Origin of the sequence: uncultured Salinisphaera sp., assembly GCF_964012375.1 — a bacterium.
Classification (GTDB): domain Bacteria; phylum Pseudomonadota; class Gammaproteobacteria; order Nevskiales; family Salinisphaeraceae; genus Salinisphaera.
The window spans coordinates 1-20,132 of the sequence record NZ_CAXGSH010000076.1 but is presented as its reverse complement, the minus strand read 5'-3'; the positions used below and the strand labels follow the sequence as shown (position 1 = coordinate 20,132).

Genomic DNA, 20,132 nt, shown 5'->3' with positions numbered 1-20,132 from the left:
GTGAGAGCGTAGCGTGCCCAAGCCAATAACAAGTGGCACGGTAGCGAACACTGACACCGATCAAGCGCGCGCAAAGCCGGCGGCCCGCAAGGGGTTCGGCCTCACAGACGCTGCCGCTGCGTTGCCAGGCTTGAACTGCCAGAAAGGCAGGCGCTGCGCCTGGACGCCTTGCCGCACCGTCTGTGAGCACTCGAACGCGATCCGCGAGAGGTTATGCAGAGCTTCTTCCCTAGCATCCCGTATTCGCGCGCGATGATAGCTTTCGCGCTGCGAAATCCGGCGCCAAAGCCGGCACACACGATCGTTCGATCGCATGATTGGCACCACCGCTTCGAGCCGCGTATCATCGATGCTGCCGGCACTCCTGCGGTGTTCGACGACCTCCCGGTTCCCCTTGAGCCTAAGTACCTAAACCGGGGTGGGAAACGTCGCAGGTGAGTACGCCCGCCTTGCTGCGGGAAACCTAATGCGGCGTGGAACGCCCCACTTGAGCATTCGTCTCAAGGATAGTGGACGGTCGACGGCACAGGCGGGAGTGTCGGCCCTTTCGTTTTCTTCCCCACTCGTTGATGCTGTTGCGCCATGAGCGTTTCCATCAACGACCAGCGTCGTGCCGCCCTGCGCGCGCGCCGCAATCTCGGCCCTGGCACCGCCCGCGCCGCCAGCCAGCAGGCCTGCCGGCGTATCGCCCGCCTGCCCGTATTCAAGCGCGCCCGCCGTATCGGCCTGTACTGGCCCATGCGTCATGAAGCCGACCCGCGGCTGCTGCTGCCTTATTTCAATCGACGCCAACAGGCATTCCTGCCGCGCGTTGCCGGCGAGCGTCTGGAATTCATCGCTATCGACGGCCCGGGCTTTCGCCAACGCCGTAGTCCGCTGGGCATCGTCGAGCCGATCACGCGCAGCGCACGGCCGGTCGCTGCGCTCGATCTGTTGATCATGCCCTTGTCAGCGTTCGACGCTGCCGCACGGCGTATCGGCATGGGCGGCGGCTTTTACGATCGCACGCTCGCCGGCCAGCACCCACGCGGTTTTCGCGGCCCCTGGCTGCTGGGCCTGGCGTTCGACGTGCAGCGCGTGGAACGCATTGTCACCCGCGCATGGGATATTCCCCTCGATGCGGTGGCCAGCGACGCCGCCATCTATCGGCGCGCGACCTGCCCCAGGTCACTACGGTAAACTCGGGCGCAACGCACTCAATATGTTTTAAAGGACCGGATACGCATGCGTTACTGGCTGATGAAATCCGAACCCGACGAGTTCAGCATTCAGGATCTGCAACAGCGCAAGAACCAGACCGAAGGCTGGGACGGCGTACGCAACTATCAGGCGCGCAATTTCATGCGCGACGATATGTCCGAAGGCGACCTGGCTTTCTTCTACCATTCCAACACCAAGGTGCCGGGCGTAGTCGGCATCATGCGCATCTCGCGGGCCGGCTATCCGGACGACAAGGCCTTCGACCCCAAGGATGCGCACTACGACCCGAAGTCCGATCCCGAGAACCCGCGCTGGTATCGCGTCGACGTCACCTTCGAACGCGAACTCGAACGCGTGATCTCACTCGCCGAAATCAAGGACCACGCCGACGAACTCGGCGACTTCCCGCTGGTGCGCAAGGGCAACCGCCTGTCGGTCATGCCAGTGGACAAACAGCACTGGGATTTCATTCTCGGGCTGGAACACAACACGCCGGAATAGCGCATCCGCGGCAGAGGCTAGCGTGCGCTGCTCACAATGGAGGCCCACTTGATGCCACAAGACCCGATTGCCGCCTGGCACGAGCTCGTCGAGCGTCGTAGCGCCGACGGGCTGGAGGCCTTGGTCGACGAACACGCCGTGTTCTACTCACCCGTCGTGCACACGCCACAAACCGGCAGAGCCGTTACCGTGAAGTATCTGGCCGCCGCGCTGCAGGTTTTCGCCACTGACGATTTTACGTACGTGCGCCAGGTGAAAGACGAAAACAACGCGGTCCTCGAGTTCGAAGTCGAACTCGATGGCATCCAGGTCAACGGCGTGGACATGATCCGCTGGAACGACGCCGGCAAGATCACCGAATTCAAGGTCATGCTACGACCGTTGAAGGCCGTCAACCTCATCCATCAGAAAATGGCGGCCATGCTGCAGGCGCGTTAGCCAACGCCAAGGGCCTCGTCGACGCGCGCGATCACGGCTGCAACGGGAATGAGCGCCATCACGCCCGCATCATCTTCGATACGGGTTCCCCATTTGAGCGTATCCGGGGTGGCGTTGCGGTAGCGGGCTGCAGCTTCGGCGAAGTAGTCCACGCAGAATTGCCGTGAGCGATAGGCGCCACTGCGGCGCGGGTCGGTCGCAGCGTGCAGCGAGATGGTGGTGATGTCGGTGGCATTGGCCATATGGGCCGGCCCGGAGTCGGGAGTGATCAACACCCGGCCGCGTTCGAACAGGGCGATCAGCTGCTTGAGGTTGGTCTGGCCGATCAGGTTGGTCGCCGACGCGCTCATGGCCGCCTCGATATCCGCGCCCATCTGGCGTTCCAGATCGCTCGGCCCGCCGACGAGCACGACGCGTAAGCCGTGTTCATGAGCGGCGTGATCGGCCACCGCGGCATAGCGGTCGGCCAGCCAGTTGCGCCGGGTATGACTCGAACAGGGGCTGATGAACAGAATCTCGCGGGCATCGTCGCCAGTTAGTTCGCCCGCTCGGGCGCGATCGGCCTCGGCGATCGGCACGCGCCAATCCATGACCGGGTCGGTTGCACCCAGCATGGCAGCGAAGGCCAGAAAGCCGTCGACCACATGCCGGCTTTGAACCGCAGGGATGCGCTCGCGCACGAACAGGCGTTGGCCGTCGCGGGCCCGCCTTGCGTCGAAGCCGATACGCCGGTCGGCCTTGACCAGCAGGCTGATACGGTTCGCCCGCCAGCTGGCATGCATGTTCAGCAGCGCATCGAACCGCCGACCGGCGAGTTGGCGCTTGAGATCGGCGATGGCGGCACGCCCGCCACGCTTGTCGTAGACCAGGCATTCAACGCCTGGAATATCGACGACCAGCCCCGCCTCGGCCTTGTTGATGATCCAGGCGATTTGGATATCCGGATAGGCGGCCTGAAGCGTGCGGATCGCCGGCACAACATTTGCGCAGTCGCCCAGGGCCGACAGCCGCAGAATACATATGCGGCGCGGTATCGCGCCCTGGCCTGTAGCCGTCATTCAGCCGGCTTGGGCGTGGCGGTTGCGTCTGCGCCCTTGTCATTGCCCGTCGCGGCTCGGTCGGCCGAGCGTTCGGCTTCGATGAAAATACGTTTGACGTTCTCGCAGCGCTTCTTGATATCGCTGTCCATGCGTTCGATCTCGTTCTGGATCTGTTCGCCGCTCAGGCCCTTGGCAAACCGTACGCTGATATTCACCAGGATGAAGTTGGGTCCGACATGCATGGTCAGCACTTCGTTGGTGCGCGCGACCGACTCGTAGCCGGATACGACGTCGCGAATATCGCGTACCACGTGCTGGTTGGCCGCTTCGCCGATGAGCAGGCCCTTGGTTTCGATCGCCAGCCATACCGCGGTGATAGCGAGAATGATACCGATACAGATCGAGGCGATGCCGTCGAATATCTCGATGCCGGTGAGCTGACCGGCCAGCAAGGCGCCAAACGCGATCACCAGGCCGAGCATGGCCGCACTGTCTTCGAACAACACCAGGAACGTGGCCGGATCCTTGCCGCGTCGAACGGCTTCGAATACGCCCCATTTGCCCTTCACGCGATTGAATTCCTTGGCCGCGACAAACCAGGCCGCGCCTTCGAAGAGCATCGCCAGCCCCAGCACGACGTAGTTGATCATCGGGCTTTCGATCGGATGCGGGTGCAGCAGCCGGTTCACGCCCTCATAGATCGAAATGCCGGAGCCCACCGCAAAGATCAGCACCGCGACCATGAAGCTCCAGAAATAGATCTCCTTGCCGTAGCCGAACGGAAACCGCGCATCCGGCGGCCGCTTGGCCCGCTTCATGCCGTAGAGCAACAGGCCCTGGTTGCCGGTATCCACGGTGGAATGGATGCCTTCGGCCATCATCGCGGCACTGCCGGTAAAGGCGGCGGCGATGAACTTGGTGACCGCGATCAGCAAATTGCCGGTCAGCGCGGCGATGATGACGGTTTTCGAACCCGAAGCCATGGCGTTATCCCTGAGAAGCAAACGGCCGCCGCCTCCCAGGGCGACGGCTTGAACAATCGATCAGTGCGAGTGCAGAAACAGCTGGTAGGCCGGGTTCTGGCTTTCTTCGGCATACTCGTAGCCAAGCGCGTCCAGCGCGGCCCGACAGTCGGCCTGCTGATCGGGGGCGACCTGCATGCCCACCAGGACCAGCCCGTGGGCATGGCCGTGATTACGATAGTGGAACAAGGAAATGTTCCAGCGATCGCCTACGCTGTTGAGAAACTTGAGCAGCGCGCCGGGGCGCTCCGGGAATTCGACTCGAAAGAGCACTTCATCGCCGGCACCGCGAGCCCGGCCGCCGACCATGTGCCGTACATGCAGCTTGGCCATTTCATTGCGGCTCATGTCGACGACCTCGTAGCCGTGGGCTTCGAGATCGGCGATCAGCGCATCGCGCTCGGCGACGCCGTTGGTCAGCTTCACGCCACAGAACACCTGGGCGCGCTGGGCATCTGCATAGCGATAGCTGAATTCGCTGATCGAGCGATCGCCGATACGCATGCAGAACTCGCGAAACGAGCCCGGCCGCTCCGGAATGGTGACCGCCAGCAACGCTTCGCGACGCTCGCCCAGCTCGGCGCGTTCGGCGATATAGCTCAGCCGGTCGAAGTTGACGTTGGCCCCGGAGGTGATCGCCACGAGGTGCTGATTCGTGATGCCGGTTTCGGTCACGTACTTCTTGGCGCCCGCGACCGCCAGCGCCCCGGCCGGCTCGGCGAGCGCACGGGTGTCTTCATAGATATCGCGTACGGCCGCACAGATTTCATCCACGCTCACCGTCATCATCGCGTCGACGTGCTTGCTACACAGCCGGAACGGCTCCTTGCCGGCCTGCTTGACCGCCACGCCGTCGGCGAACAAACCGACTTCGGGCAGCATCACCCGCTCGCCTGCGGCCAGGGCCGCCCCCATGCTGGCTGCGTCCTCCGGCTCGACGCCGATCACGCGAATATCCGGGCGTACGCTCTTTATATAGGCCGCCACGCCGGCCAGCAGACCGCCGCCGCCCACGCAGACGAACACGGCATGAATATCCTGCGGATGCTGGCGCACGATCTCCATGCCGATGGTGCCCTGGCCGGCGATGACGTCCGGATCGTCATAGGGGTGGATATAGACCAGGCCGTCGCGCGCCTGCAGCTCGGCGGCATGGGCGGCGGCTTCATCGTAGCTGTCGCCGTGGAGCACGATTTCGCCGCCAAACCCGGCCACCGCCCGTACCTTGATCTCGGGCGTGGTGCGCGGCATGACGATCACCGCGCGAATGCCCATGTTGCGGCCCGACAGCGCCACGCCCTGGGCGTGGTTGCCGGCCGAGGCGCAGATCACGCCGCGTTCGCGCTCTTCCGGGGTGAGCTGGGAGATCTTGTTATATGCGCCGCGCAGCTTGAACGAGTGCACCGGCTGCAGATCCTCGCGCTTGAGATAGACGGCGTTGCCGATACGCGCGCTCAGCTGATTGGCCTGCATCAACGGCGATTCAATGGCCACGTCGTAGACACGCGCAGTATTGATGCGCTTGAGATAATCGGCATCGCCGATATCCACGGCCGAGGCGGACGACGATTCGGCGGTCTGTTTCAGGCTGCTGGTCATGGATCGCAAGGGTTAGGACAAGCCGCAATGCTAAACCCTTGCGTGCTCCCAGACCATCGCAGCGATGCCCGCGCTGCCGGCGCGATGGGTCGCGACAGGCACGGGCCATCGCGTATCATGCGGCCAGTTAATCGACCGGGGTCGAAATGAACACCAGCATCGTTTTCGTGGGCGGCGGCAATATGGCCACCAGCCTGATAAGCGGACTGCGCAATGCCGACTGGGCCGGTGAGCGCATCACCGTGGTCGAGCCCGACGAAGCCAAGGGCCAGCAGCTGGGCGCGGACTACGGCGTGAACGCGGTTTCAAACGCCGATTCGCAGAGCCTGAATGCCGATGTGATCGTGCTGGCGGTCAAGCCGCAGATGATGCGCGAGGTCTGCCAAGGCCTGGTGGAACCGCTGGCCGATCGCAGGCCGTTGATCGTATCGATCGCGGCCGGGGTGCCGATCGCCGGGCTTCGCCAGTGGCTGGGCGCCGAGCATGCCTATGTGCGCTGCATGCCCAATACGCCCTCGCTGATCGGCGCCGGCGCGACCGGCCTGTATGCCGAGGACGGCGTGACCGACGCCCAGCGCGACCTGGCCGACAGCATTCTCGAAACGGCCGGCATGACCGCCTGGGTGGCCGATGAATCGCTGCTGGATGCGGTGACCGCGACGTCCGGCAGCGGCCCGGCTTATTTCTTTGCGTTCATGGAAGCCATGCAGGCGGGCGCGGTCGAGCTCGGCCTCGACGAAGCCACGGCACGTCAGCTGGTGCTGCATACCGCGCTCGGTGCCGCGCGCATGGCCATCGAATCCGGCGACGACCCGGCCACTCTGCGCGAGAAAGTCACGTCCCCGGGCGGTACCACCGCCGCCGCGCTGGAACAATATGCCGCCGGCGATCTGAACGCCCTCGTCGCTCGTGCCATGCAGGCGGCCGCGGGCCGGGCCGACAGCCTCGCCACCGAATTGCTCGATAAGTAGAACCGATGCTCAACAACGCCAACGACGCCCTGCTTTTTCTCATCGATACGGTCTTTGCGCTGTATATCGTGGTGGTGCTCATGCGCGTGCTGCTGCAGTGGGTGCATGCCGATTTTCGCAACCCCATCTCGCAGTTCGTATGGCAGGCCACGCGCATGCCCGTGGGCATTCTCGGCAAGGTCATCCCGCGCTGGCGCAATCTGGATATTCCCGCGCTCGTATTCGCGGTCATCCTGTGCTTCATCAATATCGAGATCGACCTGGCGCTGGCCGCCCCCCAATACGGCCCCCAGCCGCTGCTGGCGCTGTGGTGGGCGGTGCTCAAGGCGGCCGTACTGGTCTGCAACTTCTATTTCTTCACCATCCTCATCCAAGCGTTGATGTCGTGGATTTCGCCCGGCCAGCATTCGCCAGCCACGGCGATTCTGTGGACCATCAACGAGCCGCTGCTGCGCCCCGTGCGTAACGTCATACCCGCGGTCGGCGGGCTGGACCTGTCGCCGCTGGTGGTCATCATCGGCCTGCAGGTGATCAGCCGCCTGCTGCCGCTGCCGGGCCTGTTCCGTTAGCGATATGGCCACGCACGCCGATTTTCCGGGCTCGGTCGGCCTGGTCGAGCCCCACACGCTGCATGTCGAAGGCCCCATGCCGCTGGACTGCGGCAAGAAGCTTTCGCAGTTCGAGCTCGTCTACGAGACCTACGGCACGCTCAACGCCGACGCTTCGAACGCGGTGCTGATCTGCCACGCGCTGTCGGGCAATCATCACGCCGCGGGCTATCACGACGACACCGATCCCAAGCCCGGCTGGTGGGATAAATGCATCGGCCCCGGCAAGATGATCGATACCGATCGCTTCTTCGTGGTCTGCCCGGCGAATCTGGGCGGCTACAACGGCTCGACCGGCCCGCACAGCGCGCATCCGGAAACCGGACGCCACTACGGGCCCGACTTCCCTGTCGTCACCGTGGGCGACTGGGTGCGTTCGCAGGACATCCTGCGTGACGCGCTCGGCATCGAGCAGTGGTGTGCGGTGATCGGCGGCAGCCTGGGCGGTATGCAGGTCATGCAGTGGTCGATCGACTTCCCGGACCGGCTGCGCCATGCCGTCGTTATCGCCGCTGCGCCGAAGCTGTCGGCCCAGAACATCGCCTTCAACGAAATCGCGCGTCAGGCCATCGTGACCGATCCGGAATTCCACGGCGGGCGCTACTACGAACACAACGTGGTGCCCCGCCGCGGGCTGATGCTCGCGCGCATGCTCGGGCACATCACCTATCTGTCAGACGAAGCCATGCGCGCCAAGTTCGGCCGCGATCTGCGCGACGGGCGGATCTCCTACGGCTTCGACGTGGAGTTCCAGGTCGAGTCCTACCTGCGCTATCAGGGGGCCTCGTTCGTGGATCGCTTCGATGCCAACACCTATCTGCTGATGACCAAGGCGCTGGATTACTTCGACCCGGCCCATGCCCACGGCGGCGATCTGGCCCGCGCATTCGAGCCGGTGACCGCCCGTTTCATGGTGATCTCGTTCACCTCCGACTGGCGCTTTGCCCCCGCGCGTTCACGCGAGATCGTGGATGCACTGGTCGATGCCGGCAAGCAGGTTTCCTATGCCGAAGTCACCTCCGACCTGGGCCACGACGACTTCCTGCTGACCATGCCCCACTACGTGAACACGCTGCGGGCCTATCTGAACCGGGCAGCGGTCGAGATCGGCGCATGAATACGCACACCACCGACAGCCACGACGGCCTGCGCGACGACCTGGCCCTTATCTCCAACTGGATCACCCCCGGCGCGCGCGTGCTGGACCTGGGCTGCGGCGACGGCGCGCTGCTGGCCCATCTGCAGGCGCACAAGCAGGTCAGTGGCTATGGCCTGGAAATCGACGCCGACAACGTCATCGAATGCGTGGCCGCCGGCGTGAACGTGCTCCAGCTCGACCTCGATGCCGGCCTGGAACAGTTCGAGGACAACAGCTTCGATTTCGTGGTGATGAGCAGCGCGCTGCAGGAAGTACGGCGCCCCGACGAGCTCGTCGACGAAATGCTGCGGATCGGCCGCGACTCGATCGTGACCTTTCCCAACTTCGGCCACTGGAAGCCGCGTGTCTCACTGGGCCTGCGCGGGCTGATGCCGGTGTCCGGCTCGCTGCCGAACCGGTGGTACGATACCCCGAACATCCATCTTTGCACCGTGCGGGATTTCGAAACCTTATGTCGGCAAAAACAGGTGGACATCGTGCGCAGGCACGTGGTCAATCACGCGCATCGCAGCAATATCGGCATGCGCACCTTCCCCAACCTGCTGGGCGAAATCGCTCTGTATCAGCTGCGCCATCACGCCACGGCCTGATCGCCTTCGCGATTCTGGCCCTGCTGTTCGCCCTGCCGGCGCTGGCCGGCGGCAGCGTCAACAGCGGCGACTACGTGGTGCACTACAGCGCCGTGAACAGCCTGCAGATCCCGCAGGCGGTAGCCAAGGCCAACGGTATCGAGCGCGCCGGCGATACGGCCATCGTCATGATTACCCTGCAGAAACCCACGGCAGACGCGCCCCTGAACGCGGTCCCAGCGAACGTCACCGGCACTGCCCGTTCGCTCATGGGCGAACGCAAGACGCTGACCTTCAAGCGCGTGGAAAGTGCCGGCAGCGTCTATTCGCTGGCGCCGGTGGCCATCGACGATGAGCAGACGCTGACCTTCGACCTGAACGTGCGCGCCGCCGACGGCCGGGCCACGGTTCCGATCCGCTTCAATCAGACCTTCTATACGCGCTAGCTATACGCGCCAGCCCCGCGATGCCCGTACCGCTCATTCGCCGGTGACGGCGAGCTTGGCGCGTATGAACTGCTCGTGCGGCAGGTAGAGCAGTTCCGAGAGTTCGCGCAGCAGATGCTCTTCATGCGCATCGATATGGTGGTCGGCGTAGGCCACCCGCCAGAGCATTTCCATGACCTGGCGCTTCTCGCTCTCCGTCAACCCGTCGTTGAGGGTTTTCAAGTATTTGTAGAGCGATACCGACTGTTCGGCCCGCGGCGCGGCGTCGGCGATAAGTTCATCGGTTTCGGCCGCATCAAGCGCGAAGTGGCCCTGTAACTGGCGCCGTATTTCGGCGTATTCGGCATCGTCGTGACGATGATCGGCATGCGCCATTTCCAGCAGCAGCACGGCCGCCGCAATTCGCTGCGCGCGCTCCACGTCGCGCGGCTCGTCGACCTGCGGGTTGAGCGCCTGGCTCAACCGTTCAAACAATCCCATCAGTCACTCTCGTTCTCGTTCAGGTGCGCGACCACGCGCTTTCTTAATTCGGTGAGCCGGCCGTGAAGGAAATGGCCGGCGCCTTCGAGAATCTGGACATCGACAGCCGGCTCGAGTTCACGCACCGCGGCGATCGAGGTATCCACATCGATCACATCGTCGGCATCGCCGAACACCGCGAGCCACTCACTCGTCGGGCGCGGTAGCGCCTCGTCGAAATAGCTGCTTGGAAAGCCCACCGTAACCAACTTGGGCGGCGCATCACGATCGGCCAGCCGCAGCGCCACCGCCGAGCCGAAAGAAAAACCGCACAGGGCGGCCAGCGGCAGGCCGGAGGCCTCGAGGGCCCAGTCGCGAACGGCCGCCGCGTCGTCGACCTCGCCCACGCCCTCGTCGTATCGGCCCTGGCTGGCGCCGACGCCCCGGAAGTTGAACCGCACCGCGGCCAGCCCGGCCATGACGGCCGCCCGCGCGATCATGAACACCACCTTGTTGTCTTTGGTGCCGCCGTGCTGCGGATGCGGGTGACAAATCACCGCGATACCGCGTGCGCTGTCCTCCGGCATATCGATATCGATCTGCAGTTCGCCGGCGGGGCCATCGATCTGTCCGCTGGCGCTATCGCCGGCTTGGGGCCATTCGAGCATGGAATCCAGTCGCTGTTGGGTTAGGTGGGGTCGGGGCTGTCGTTGCGCTGCGCGCCGCTGCCGGCCGGGCCGCCGTCGGGCGCCTCCGACTCGTCGGCGGCGAGCTGGGCCGCGGCCGCACGTTCGCTGACCGCTTCGGCGCGCTCGGCACGGGCACGGCGACGTTCGGTCGCACTCTTCTTGGGCGCGTAGTAGATCACCGTATCGCCCTCTTCGGGGCGCGGGGTGGCGCCAGCGGCATGGAACAGCACCGTGTCGTCGGCGTAGAGCGTGGCAATAATCACGGCATCCGGCGGGCAGTCGCGACGGAAATCTTCGCGCGTATAGCCTTCTGTCAGCCGCGTCTTGTAGAACTGCCAGCTCTGGAAATGCTTGCGCCAGAGTTCTTCGTACTGCGCATTTTCGTGGAAGGCCGGGCGGCCGCGCAGCGGACGGGCCACCACCTTGGACTCGTTATCCTCGTCGGCCGCATACATGGGCAGCTGGAACACGCGGTCGTGCTCGAGGCTGGTCACGAAATGCGAGCACACCAGCGCGTTGTAGGCATCGTTGCTGGTCGCGGCGAGCAGGCAGGAAATCTCGTTGAGCTCCAGCGACTGCTGGATCTGGTCCGACAGCACTTCGCCATAGAGCACGCGCACCCCGGCCAGGCGCGCGGTACGCAGTCGGTGCCAGGACGAGTCGACCAGCAGCACCTGGATATTGAGCTCGTTGGTAAGCGCTCGCGCGAGCTCGGTCGACCAGGGCGACGCGCCCACGATGAGCACGCCGTTGGGCTCGGCCGACAAACGCAGCCAGCGCGATACGCGCCCGATCGAAAAGCCGTGCAGGATGACCGTCGAGAACACGATGGCGAAGATCAGCGGCAACAGCTGCTCGGCACCGCCATAGCCGGCTTCGACCATGCGCGGGCCGAACACACCGGCCACAGCTGCGGCCACGATACCGCGCGGCGCAATCCAGGCGACCAGGGTACGATCGCGCCAGTTCATGTCGGTGAAGGCGGTGGCCAGAAAGATCGCGACCGGACGCACCACGAACAGCACCGCAAACACCAGCGCCGCGGCATGCCAGTCCAGATGCAGCAGCACGTTCGGGTCGAGATCGGCCGTGAGCACGATGAACACGGTCGAAACCAGCAGGATGGTGATGTATTCCTTGAATCGCCTCAGCTCGGCCATACCGGCAATGGACAGATTGCCCATGACCATGCCCATGACGGTCACCGCGAGCAGCCCTGCTTCGGCAAAGAACTCGCTGGCCACGCCGTAGATCACCAGCACGAACGCGAAGGTCAACGGTGCCTTGAGATATTCCGGCACCCAGGTGTGGTTGAACGCCCACCCCAGGGCCAGGGCCACGCCGCCACCGAGCACGAAGGAAATCAGGATCGCCCAGCCGAGGTCGATAAATACCTGCGCCCCGTCGGCGGCATCGGCGCCGGCAAAGACGAAATACTGGAAAACCAGCACCGCCAGCAGTGCCCCGATGGGGTCGTTGATGATGCCTTCCCATTTCAGATAGGAGGCCGTCCGCCGGTTCAGGCCGGCCTGGCGCAGCATGGGAATGATCACGGTGGGCCCGGTCACGATCAGAATCGCGCCGAAAAGAAGCGATACCGCCATCGACAGCTGGCCGATGTAGTAGGCCGCCGCGGTATACAGGGCCCAGGAAAGCACGGCACCCACGGACACCAGTCGTTTCACGCCCGATGCGGCTTCCTTGAACTCATGCAGGCGCAGACTCAACCCGCCCTCGAACAGGATGACCGCGACCGCGAGGCCCACCATCGGCGACAGCACATCGCCGATATCCTCGGTCGGGTTGACCACGCCAAATACCGGTCCGGCCAGCACGCCGCTGACAAGAAAGAGCACGATCGCCGGCATCCGCAGCCACCAGGCGATCCACTGCGAGAACACGCCCAGCGCGACGATCGAGATCAGGATCAGAGAAAGATGATGTTCCATTAACCTTCGCTAGGCGACACGGGCTCGCTCACCAGTCGAGTGGAAAAACCATAGCCAGCAGCCACGGGCCGGCGATTGTTGGATACGGTTGGTAGTCGCTAGCGTGATGCTCAGAGCGAGTCCCAGCTGCTGCCCTTCTTCTGGCGCCGGAACAGCGGCAGCACAAGGCCGATAATCACGCCGCCAATCAGAATGAGCGCGCCGATCTTCATACCGTCGCGACGGCTTTGCAGGCCTGCGTTCTCATGCCGCAGGCGTTCGTTGTCGCTGCGCATGGACAACAGCTCTTCGCGATATTTTTCGTTTTCATTGCTGATACGGACCGCGTCGGCCGAGGTTTCGCGCAGCTGCTGAAGGCGTTGCGACAGCTCCTGATTTTCGTTTTCCAGCGTGCTCTTGGTTTCGGTGAGCTCCTGCGAGCCGCTGCGTACTTCCGCGAGCTGCTCCTTGAGCTGTTCGTTTTCCTGCTTGAACTTCTCGGTCTGTTCCTGCATCGCGGCAATACGCGTGCGTGCCGCCGGCTCGTCGGAGAGAAAACGCGTCAGCACGTAGCCCGTGGTTCCATCGCTGGTGCGCACCTGGGTCCAGCCGTTGGCCTCCGACAGGGTGGTCAGCCGATCACCGGCCTTGACCAGTTCGCTGATGCGATAGCCCGTGCCCGGACCGCGGCGCATGTTGATCGACAATTCATCGCTGACATAGCGCGTTGCCGCCGTTGCAACACCGCTGAAGAGCATAATGCCGACAAGGGCGGCGAGCAGCCCGGTTTGATAACGCATGAGAGGCCTTTCTTCGATTCTGGTTACAGTCGTTCAAGCTTCGGCACGCAATCACCGCGCACGGCTTGCGGGCGTGGCGGGCGGCCAGCGCCCGAGTGTAGCAAACACGCCGTGGTCTTCGACGCTCTTTTTAAAGGGGCCGACCGGCCCATTGCCAGGCGGCTTTTCTGACTGCATTGTGCGCGACCGATCGCTAGACTAACCCTACCCTCTTTTCTGCTTGAGCTACATGGAATTGACCGATATCGGCGCGAATCTCGCGCACGAAAGCTTCGCCGAGGATCTGGACGCCGTGCTCAGCCGGGCTCAAGCCGCGGGCGTGAGCCGGCTGGTGGTAACCGGCAGTGATTTGCACAGCAATCGGCATGCCATATCGCTGGCCGAGCGCTATCCCGGGCTGTGCTTCGCCACCGCCGGCCTGCATCCACATCATGCCGAAGACTGGTGCAGCGAGCTCGAACAGCTCATCCGCGACAGTGCCGCAGCCCGGCAACTGGTCGCGGTCGGTGAAACCGGGCTCGACTTCTTTCGTGATATCGCACCGCGTGCCGCCCAGGAAAAGGCGTTCGCCGCTCAGCTCGCCATCGCCTGCGAGCACGACATGCCGGTGTTTCTGCACCAGCGCGAGGCCCATGCGCGCTTCCTTCCGATTCTGCGCGAGTACCTGCCCGCGTTGCCGCGTGCCGTGGTGCACTGCTTTACCGACAGCCGCGATGCCCTCGACGACTACCTGGAAGCCGGCTGTCATATCGGCATTACCGGCTGGGTATGCGATGAACGCCGTGGACGCGATCTCTACGAAAACGTCGCCCGCATTCCCGATGACCGGCTCATGATCGAAACCGATTGTCCGTATCTAATGCCCCGCACGATCCGTCCGAAACCCAAGACCCGTCGCAACGAGCCGGCCAACCTGCCCTGGGTGGTGGACACGATCGCAGCGGCGCGCGGCCAGTCGGTAGAACAAGTGGCAACGCTGACCCACGCCAACGCGGCACGATTCTTCGGCCTCGACGCTCCCCGTTGATCAAGCAGTAGTACGGATGGTCGCAACACCGCGAAAGCCGTTATGCTGTCGAATCCATTCCGAATCCAGAGATTCTCATGAGCCAGAGCGCCGAAACCGAAACCCTCAAGAAAGACATCGAACAGCTGCGTAACGATCTCGCTGCCCTGGCCAAGAGCTACAAAGCCTCCGGCGAGAACCAGGCCCAGGCCGGGCTGGACGCGGCGCGCGGCAAATACGACGAACTGCGCCGCGAAGCCGGTCGCCATGCCCAGGATGTCGGTAGCGAAATCGAGGCCCGTCCTTTCACCAGCGTTCTCGCGGCGTTCGGTATCGGCCTCGTTCTGGGCAAGCTGATCGGCCGCTAGGCCATGGGCAGCATCAAGGAAAAGATCATTCGGGTGCTGAGCCTGAATGTCGTGCTGTGGCTGCTCATGCTGCTGGTTTTCAGCGGCCTGCTGATGTGTACCGCAGGCATTTATCTGTGGCTGGGCCAGCACTATTCCCAGGTCGAAGCGCTGCTGCTGTCCGGCGGCGGCTTGGTGGGCGTGGTGGCCCTGCTTTTGATCTGCGTGCTGTTGTCATCGCGCCGCAAGCCGGCAACCGCGCCGGCCGCCGCGAGCGAGAAGAAACCGGTGAACTCAACGCCGGATAACGCGATCGAGCATCAGCTAAGGCCGATTCTCGGCAACCAGGCCACCGACTGGGCGAAACGAAACAGCGGCCTCGCCATTGCCGGTGCGCTGACCGCGGGCGTTGTCATCGCGGCGAGCCCGCGCACGCGGGCGCTGATTGCCGGTGCAGCCGGGCCAATCTTCACCCGCAAGGCCATGCAGATGTTCGAGCGCATGACCGACAACTAGGGCCTGTGGGGTGGCGCCCCGGCTCTGAAATACGTAGCTGCCGCGCCCGAGCGCAGCGCCTGTCCTGTAGGCAGGCAGCGCTCGGCAACGCGGCGGTGTCGTATTTGAGAGCGAACCCTGCGCAACCGGTGGTTACGCTTTGCCGCCAAGACCAACGAACCGCTCAAACCACTCGAGACCCGGCAGACGGGTATGCCGACGCCCTGCATGCCTGGCGTCAACTTTCTCACTGTCTGGATGGGCATCCGTGGCACCCGGATTCTCTATCCATGATCGGCGAAACACTTGGAACAGGAATGATTATCAGTTAGATTTGATGCCGCCATCCATCCGCTGCCTGTCCCGCCATGAAGCCCTCTATCCATCTTTCCAGGTCGCTGCTGCTTGGCGCCCTCGTTCTATGCGCCCAATCTGCGTTCGCACACAGCGGCGACGCGCCCGGCGTTGCGGAAGTCAAGGAACATATAAGCGATTACGAAAGTGAGATCGCGGATATGCGCAACACGACGTCCGCGATTGTCGCCGATTACGACAAGGGCGAGGATGTGGGCAAGCGGGTCGATGCCCTGGTCGAAACCTGGGAAGAAGTCGAGTTCCACGAGGCGGTGGAAACCCATGCGATGGTTCTCTATCCGCCGATCTGGACCGCGCTCGGCGGCCTGCGCGAGGCGGTGGACGAAGCCAATGCCAGCGACAAGGTTGCCGCCTGGCAGATGCGCCTCAACAACGCCCTGCAGGAAGGCGTGGGCGCGCTCAAGCTGGTGGCATCCCAGCCCGCGCCCGCATCCGCGGCGCACGGCCACGACAAGGCAGCGACCTCGCACCAAAGCGACGAGCCGACCATAGAGATCATCAAGGAAAATCTCGCCAAGGTCGTGGAACGCTACCGCGCCGGCGACAGCGAAGGCGCGAGCGCGCTGATTCACCAGACCTATATGCAGCGCTTCGAAGGTATTGAAGGCACGTTGATCGAGAGCGACGCCGATCTGGTCACGGACCTGGAGAAAGATTTCAATGCCACGCTGCCGCTGCTGATCGAGCGCTCGGCATCTGCCGACAAGCTGGCCGCCGAAGTGAAATCGATGAACGCCAAGCTGGACCGCGCCCAGACGATTCTGGACGAGGCGGCCAAGAACAAGCCGTCGGTATTCTGATGCTTGATCGTCGCAGCCTGCTCAAGAGCGCACTCGCGCTCGGGCTTGTCGGTCCGGGCGCGCTGTGGGCCGCCGATACTCCCACGGCCGAGGCGGAATCGGCCGACGACCTGCCGCCGCTCGCCGGCACTCTCACGGTCTATCTGGGTCGCGGTGAAGGCGGTCTGTACGATGATATCGTCGCCGCCATACGCAAACGCAACCCGGATCTCGACCTCAGGATCCGGCGCGGGCCATCGGCGGCGCTGGCGAACACGCTGATCGCCGAATCACGCGCGGGCGTAAAGCGTGCCGACCTGTTCTGGTCCATCGACGCGAGTTCGCTCGGCGTCGTCGCCGCACAGGGCAAGAGCCGGCCGATCCCCGCTTCGATACAGCGTCATATCAAGCCCGCGTTTCGCTACGACCAGTGGGCAGCGATCTCCGGGCGCTTGCGCACGGTGGCGTACAACCCCGACCGAATCCAGGCCGCGCAGCTGCCCACGCGAATCATGGATTTCGCCAAAACCGATCTCAAGATCGGCTGGGCACCTGCCTACGGCGCGTTCCAGTCTTTCGTAACCGCCATGCGGCTGCTCGAAGGCGAAGACCGAACGCGGGCGTGGTTGCAGGGGGTGAAACGGCAGGCCAAGAGCTATGCAGGCGAGCTGGGCGTGGTGATGGCGGTGGCACGCGGCGAAGTGGATGTAGGTTTTGCCAATCACTACTACACCCTGCGGCTCAAAAAAGGACAGCCGGACGCCAACGTGGCGCTCGCGCTGACCGAAAACGATGCCGGCAGCCTGGTGAACTCGTCCGGCGTACTGCTACTCGACGACAATCCACTGGCTGGCAACTTCGTGCGCTACCTGTTGAGTCGCGAAGTGCAGTCGTTTCTAGCCAGCCAGGCCTATGAAATTCCCATGGCCGCCGGCATTGACCTGCCCGATGGGCTGCCCGACAAGATCCACCCGCCAAAGATCGATCTGACCCAGCTCAGCGATCTGAAACCCACCCTCGAGTTGCTGCGCGAAACGCGCGTGCTATGAAACGCGCGCCACTGCTGTGGCTGCCGGCCGCGGCGATCGCGGCGGCAGCGTTGGCCCCGGTCGTGGTGTTGATCCTGATGAGCCTCGGCGCCGAGGCGATCTTCGACGGCCGCAGTGCCGAAATACTGCTCAACACCATCGTGCTGACGCTCATTACCGTTGGCGGTGCGATCGTTGTCGGCGTGCCGCTTGCGATCGTCACCACCTATACCGCATTGCCGCTGCGCCGACTCTGGATCGCCCTGCTCGCAGCACCGCTGGCCATTCCGAGCTACCTCGGCGCGTTCGCTTTCTTTGCGGCCTTCGGGCCCGGCGGTGAAATCGAGATACTGACCGGCATCGCCACCCCGCGTGCCGAGGGCCTGCTCGGCGCCTGTGCGGTGATGACGCTTTATACCTATCCATTCGTGTTCATCGCCACGCGCGCGGCACTACAAACGTTGGACGCGAACGTCGTGGATGCAGCTCGCACGCTCGGGCTACCACTGCCGGCTGCGCTACTGCGTATCGTGCTGCCGCGCGCAGCCAACGGCATTGCCGCCGGCGCGCTGCTGGTGGCGCTGTATACGCTGTCGGACTTCGCTACGCCGGAAATCATGCATCTGGATACCTTCACCCGCATGATCTACGTGGAGTACAACGCCTTCGGCCTGGATCGCGCGGCGCTGATGTCATTGCAGCTGCTGGCGCTCGTGATCGCCGTGCTCGTCGTTGAAGCGCGTATTCGTGTGCGCCGCGAGCGCCCGGGGCGCATATTGCACCTATCGCTTGGCTGGCCGCTGCGCCTGCTCGCCATCACCCTGGCGGCGGTGGTGATCGCCGCCGCGCTGGCGCTGCCGATCGGGATCTTCACCCTGTGGCTGCTGCGCGAAGGCGGTGCCGGGTTCGAACTGCGCTATGCGCTCAATTCGGCCTATGCGGCTGCGCTGGTCGCCGCGGCTGCAGTCGTGGTCGCACTGCCGTTGGCCTATGCCGCCAGTACCGGCTGGTTCGGCAAGCTCTGCGAACGGGCAAGTTATCTCGGCTTCGGCATCCCGGGCATCGTGATGGGCACGGCTCTGGTCTATCTCGGCCTGCGAGTGCCGTTGCTCTATCAGACGCTCGCGCTGATGGTGGCCGGGCTGACGCTGCGTTTTCTACCACTGGCGGTGGGCAGCGTGAGATCGAGTACCGAGCGCGTGGAATCGACCCTGATCGGCGCCGCGCGCAGCCTCGGCGCGACGCCGGCCGAGGCGTTCCGGCGGGTAAGCCTGCCGCTCATACTGCCGGGCATCATCGCCGCCGCCGCGCTGGTTTTTCTGGAAGCCATGCGCGAACTGCCTGCCACCCTGCTGCTACGGCCGAACGAATTCGATACCCTAGCGACCTATTTATGGCGCGTATACGAAGCCGGCTACCTCGGGCGTGGTGCCTTGCCCGCTCTGGCGCTGATCGGCGTGTCCGCGATTGCACTCGTGCTGATGCTATCCGGCGAAGCACGCCGCCGGCGCACGCTCGGGGTGTAGACAGGAACACAGGTCATGCTAGAAATCGACAAACTGTCGATCCGTTACGATAACGCCGCCGCGGTCGAAGACTTCAGCCTGACGCTGGGCGCCGACGAGATCGTCACCCTCGTCGGGCCCACCGGCTGCGGCAAGACCAGCGTACTGCGCGCAGTGGCGGGCCTGGTCGCGCCTTCGGCCGGCGAGATTCGTATCGGGGCGCATCGCATCGACGCCAAGCACCATGTCGCCCCGGAAAAGCGCGGCGTGGGGCTGGTGTTTCAGGATTTCGCGCTGTTTCCCCATCTAAACGTCGAAGACAACGTCGCCTTTCGGCTGAAGGACCGCGCGCCAGCCGAGCACTGGCTGCATACGCTGGGCATGGCAACGCATCGCCACGCCATGCCGGACACCCTGTCCGGCGGGCAGAAACAACGGGTCGCACTCGCCCGGGCCCTGGCCCACGCGCCGGCGGTGCTACTGCTCGACGAACCGCTGGCCAGCCTGGATGCCGCCCTCAAGGCGGAACTGCGCTGGCAGATTCGCCAGGCGCTCAAAGCAGCACGGGTGCCCGCGATATGGGTTACGCATGACCAAACCGAAGCCCTGTCCGTGGGTGATCGCATGGGGGTGATGCGCGCGGGCCGGCTCGAACAGCTGGGCAGTGCCGACATCTGTTTTCGCAAACCCCGTACCCGTTTTGTCGCCGGTTTTCTGGGCGATGCAGCCTTCGTGCCGGGACGCGTCGGCGCTCGGCAGGTGCACACCGATCTGGGCAATGCGCCGCTGGAAGACACGACACATGCCGAAGGCGATCGCGTGGACGTGCTGGTTCGGCCCGACGATCTCTCGCTCAAGCGAGCGAACGACGGCAACAGCCGTATCGAATGGAGTCGATACGAGGGCGAAACACGGCTGCACGGCGTGCAGCTTAACGCGGGCGCCCAGCTGCTGGTACGCACCAATCACGAAGACCGCTTCGAAGAAGGCGAAACCGTCGATACCCGTATCTGTGCCGGCCATGCCCTGGCCGTGTTCGAACACCTGCCGGCCGGTTGTTGAGCCGCGACCCAAACAGCCGACTGGATCAGCCGTTTTCAACGCCATCGAGTAAAGGAACCTCTGATCTATTCATCCACGGTCGCGTTTGAGTCCCAAAAGGCCGCGA

Annotated in this window: 22 protein-coding genes and 1 other RNA gene; 16 read left to right on the top strand and 7 right to left on the bottom strand. The window is 63.9% G+C overall.

All coding sequences use genetic code 11. From position 1 onward, the window contains the following. Window positions 1–358 precede the first annotated feature (358 nt). From ssrS to ABNU97_RS13125, 4 genes are all read left to right on the top strand, one after another. Window positions 359–540, top strand: a non-coding RNA gene (gene ssrS, locus ABNU97_RS13140) — 6S RNA. A gap of 42 nt (window positions 541–582) precedes the next feature. Continuing rightward, window positions 583–1,179, top strand: coding sequence for a 5-formyltetrahydrofolate cyclo-ligase (locus ABNU97_RS13135; protein ID WP_348767150.1), 597 nt, complete (start codon window positions 583–585; stop codon window positions 1,177–1,179). A gap of 45 nt (window positions 1,180–1,224) precedes the next feature. Next, window positions 1,225–1,701, top strand: a complete 477-nt coding sequence (locus ABNU97_RS13130; protein ID WP_348767149.1) for an EVE domain-containing protein — start codon at window positions 1,225–1,227, stop codon at window positions 1,699–1,701. Between the two features lie 51 nt (window positions 1,702–1,752). Next, window positions 1,753–2,139: a nuclear transport factor 2 family protein gene (locus ABNU97_RS13125; RefSeq protein ID WP_348767148.1), complete on the top strand. Its 387-nt coding sequence runs from the start codon at window positions 1,753–1,755 to the stop codon at window positions 2,137–2,139. On the opposite strand, the gene ABNU97_RS13120 is transcribed toward ABNU97_RS13125, so the two are convergent. The 3 genes from ABNU97_RS13120 to ilvA are packed head-to-tail and all read right to left on the bottom strand — an operon-like array spanning window position 2,136 to window position 5,800. Then, a complete protein-coding gene (locus ABNU97_RS13120) occupies window positions 2,136–3,197 on the bottom strand; it encodes a glycosyltransferase family 9 protein (protein WP_348767147.1) in 1,062 nt (353 codons plus the stop codon). The genes ABNU97_RS13125 and ABNU97_RS13120 overlap by 4 nt on opposite strands. Beyond that, complete coding sequence (locus tag ABNU97_RS13115) at window positions 3,194–4,162, bottom strand: cation diffusion facilitator family transporter (protein ID WP_348767146.1); 969 nt, start codon at window positions 4,160–4,162, stop codon at window positions 3,194–3,196. Before ABNU97_RS13115 ends, ABNU97_RS13120 begins: the two co-directional genes overlap by 4 nt. Before the next feature lie 60 nt (window positions 4,163–4,222). After that, window positions 4,223–5,800, bottom strand: a complete 1,578-nt coding sequence (gene ilvA / locus ABNU97_RS13110) for a threonine ammonia-lyase, biosynthetic (protein WP_348767145.1) — start codon at window positions 5,798–5,800, stop codon at window positions 4,223–4,225. 146 nt (window positions 5,801–5,946) lie between these two features. Between ilvA and proC the strand changes: the two genes are divergently transcribed. Genes proC through ABNU97_RS13085 form a run of 5 tightly spaced genes read left to right on the top strand, consistent with a single transcriptional unit; the run spans window position 5,947 to window position 9,553 of the window. Further along, a complete protein-coding gene (proC, locus tag ABNU97_RS13105) occupies window positions 5,947–6,771 on the top strand; it encodes a pyrroline-5-carboxylate reductase (RefSeq protein WP_348767144.1) in 825 nt (274 codons plus the stop codon). 5 nt (window positions 6,772–6,776) lie between these two features. Continuing rightward, window positions 6,777–7,340 (top strand): YggT family protein, encoded by a 564-nt coding sequence (locus ABNU97_RS13100; protein WP_348767143.1) that lies wholly within the window; start codon window positions 6,777–6,779, stop codon window positions 7,338–7,340. A gap of 4 nt (window positions 7,341–7,344) precedes the next feature. Next, the gene (locus ABNU97_RS13095) at window positions 7,345–8,496 is read left to right on the top strand and encodes a homoserine O-acetyltransferase (RefSeq protein WP_348767142.1); all 1,152 of its coding nucleotides are present in this window, start codon (window positions 7,345–7,347) and stop codon (window positions 8,494–8,496) included. Continuing rightward, window positions 8,493–9,128, top strand: a complete 636-nt coding sequence (gene metW / locus ABNU97_RS13090) for a methionine biosynthesis protein MetW (protein ID WP_348767141.1) — start codon at window positions 8,493–8,495, stop codon at window positions 9,126–9,128. The genes ABNU97_RS13095 and metW overlap by 4 nt, the downstream gene beginning before the upstream one ends. Further along, window positions 9,125–9,553, top strand: coding sequence for a DUF4426 domain-containing protein (locus ABNU97_RS13085; protein ID WP_348767152.1), 429 nt, complete (start codon window positions 9,125–9,127; stop codon window positions 9,551–9,553). Before metW ends, ABNU97_RS13085 begins: the two co-directional genes overlap by 4 nt. Before the next feature lie 33 nt (window positions 9,554–9,586). On the opposite strand, the gene ABNU97_RS13080 is transcribed toward ABNU97_RS13085, so the two are convergent. The 4 genes from ABNU97_RS13080 to ABNU97_RS13065 all read right to left on the bottom strand — a co-directional run bounded on the left by ABNU97_RS13080 (window position 9,587) and on the right by ABNU97_RS13065 (window position 13,429). Further along, window positions 9,587–10,033, bottom strand: coding sequence for a TerB family tellurite resistance protein (locus tag ABNU97_RS13080; RefSeq protein ID WP_348767140.1), 447 nt, complete (start codon window positions 10,031–10,033; stop codon window positions 9,587–9,589). Next, window positions 10,033–10,680 (bottom strand): alpha/beta fold hydrolase, encoded by a 648-nt coding sequence (locus ABNU97_RS13075; protein ID WP_348767139.1) that lies wholly within the window; start codon window positions 10,678–10,680, stop codon window positions 10,033–10,035. The genes ABNU97_RS13080 and ABNU97_RS13075 overlap by 1 nt, the downstream gene beginning before the upstream one ends. 20 nt (window positions 10,681–10,700) lie before the next feature. Beyond that, on the bottom strand, window positions 10,701–12,650 hold the full coding sequence (locus ABNU97_RS13070) for a sodium:proton antiporter (protein ID WP_348767138.1): 1,950 nt from the start codon (window positions 12,648–12,650) through the stop codon (window positions 10,701–10,703). 110 nt (window positions 12,651–12,760) lie between these two features. Next, window positions 12,761–13,429 (bottom strand): TIGR04211 family SH3 domain-containing protein, encoded by a 669-nt coding sequence (locus ABNU97_RS13065; RefSeq protein ID WP_348767137.1) that lies wholly within the window; start codon window positions 13,427–13,429, stop codon window positions 12,761–12,763. A gap of 229 nt (window positions 13,430–13,658) precedes the next feature. Between ABNU97_RS13065 and ABNU97_RS13060 the strand changes: the two genes are divergently transcribed. The 7 genes from ABNU97_RS13060 to ABNU97_RS13030 all read left to right on the top strand — a co-directional run bounded on the left by ABNU97_RS13060 (window position 13,659) and on the right by ABNU97_RS13030 (window position 20,026). After that, window positions 13,659–14,456: a TatD family hydrolase gene (locus ABNU97_RS13060; RefSeq protein ID WP_348767151.1), complete on the top strand. Its 798-nt coding sequence runs from the start codon at window positions 13,659–13,661 to the stop codon at window positions 14,454–14,456. A 77-nt stretch (window positions 14,457–14,533) separates the two neighbouring features. Beyond that, a complete protein-coding gene (locus ABNU97_RS13055) occupies window positions 14,534–14,803 on the top strand; it encodes a hypothetical protein (protein ID WP_348767136.1) in 270 nt (89 codons plus the stop codon). 3 nt (window positions 14,804–14,806) lie between these two features. Further along, the gene (locus tag ABNU97_RS13050; RefSeq protein ID WP_348767135.1) at window positions 14,807–15,298 is read left to right on the top strand and encodes a hypothetical protein; all 492 of its coding nucleotides are present in this window, start codon (window positions 14,807–14,809) and stop codon (window positions 15,296–15,298) included. A gap of 347 nt (window positions 15,299–15,645) precedes the next feature. After that, a complete protein-coding gene (locus ABNU97_RS13045; protein ID WP_348767134.1) occupies window positions 15,646–16,452 on the top strand; it encodes a hypothetical protein in 807 nt (268 codons plus the stop codon). Then, a complete protein-coding gene (locus ABNU97_RS13040; protein ID WP_348767133.1) occupies window positions 16,452–17,480 on the top strand; it encodes an extracellular solute-binding protein in 1,029 nt (342 codons plus the stop codon). The genes ABNU97_RS13045 and ABNU97_RS13040 overlap by 1 nt, the downstream gene beginning before the upstream one ends. After that, on the top strand, window positions 17,477–18,985 hold the full coding sequence (locus tag ABNU97_RS13035) for an iron ABC transporter permease (protein WP_348767132.1): 1,509 nt from the start codon (window positions 17,477–17,479) through the stop codon (window positions 18,983–18,985). The genes ABNU97_RS13040 and ABNU97_RS13035 overlap by 4 nt, the downstream gene beginning before the upstream one ends. Before the next feature lie 15 nt (window positions 18,986–19,000). After that, complete coding sequence (locus ABNU97_RS13030; RefSeq protein ID WP_348767131.1) at window positions 19,001–20,026, top strand: ABC transporter ATP-binding protein; 1,026 nt, start codon at window positions 19,001–19,003, stop codon at window positions 20,024–20,026. Window positions 20,027–20,132: the final 106 nt, after the last annotated feature.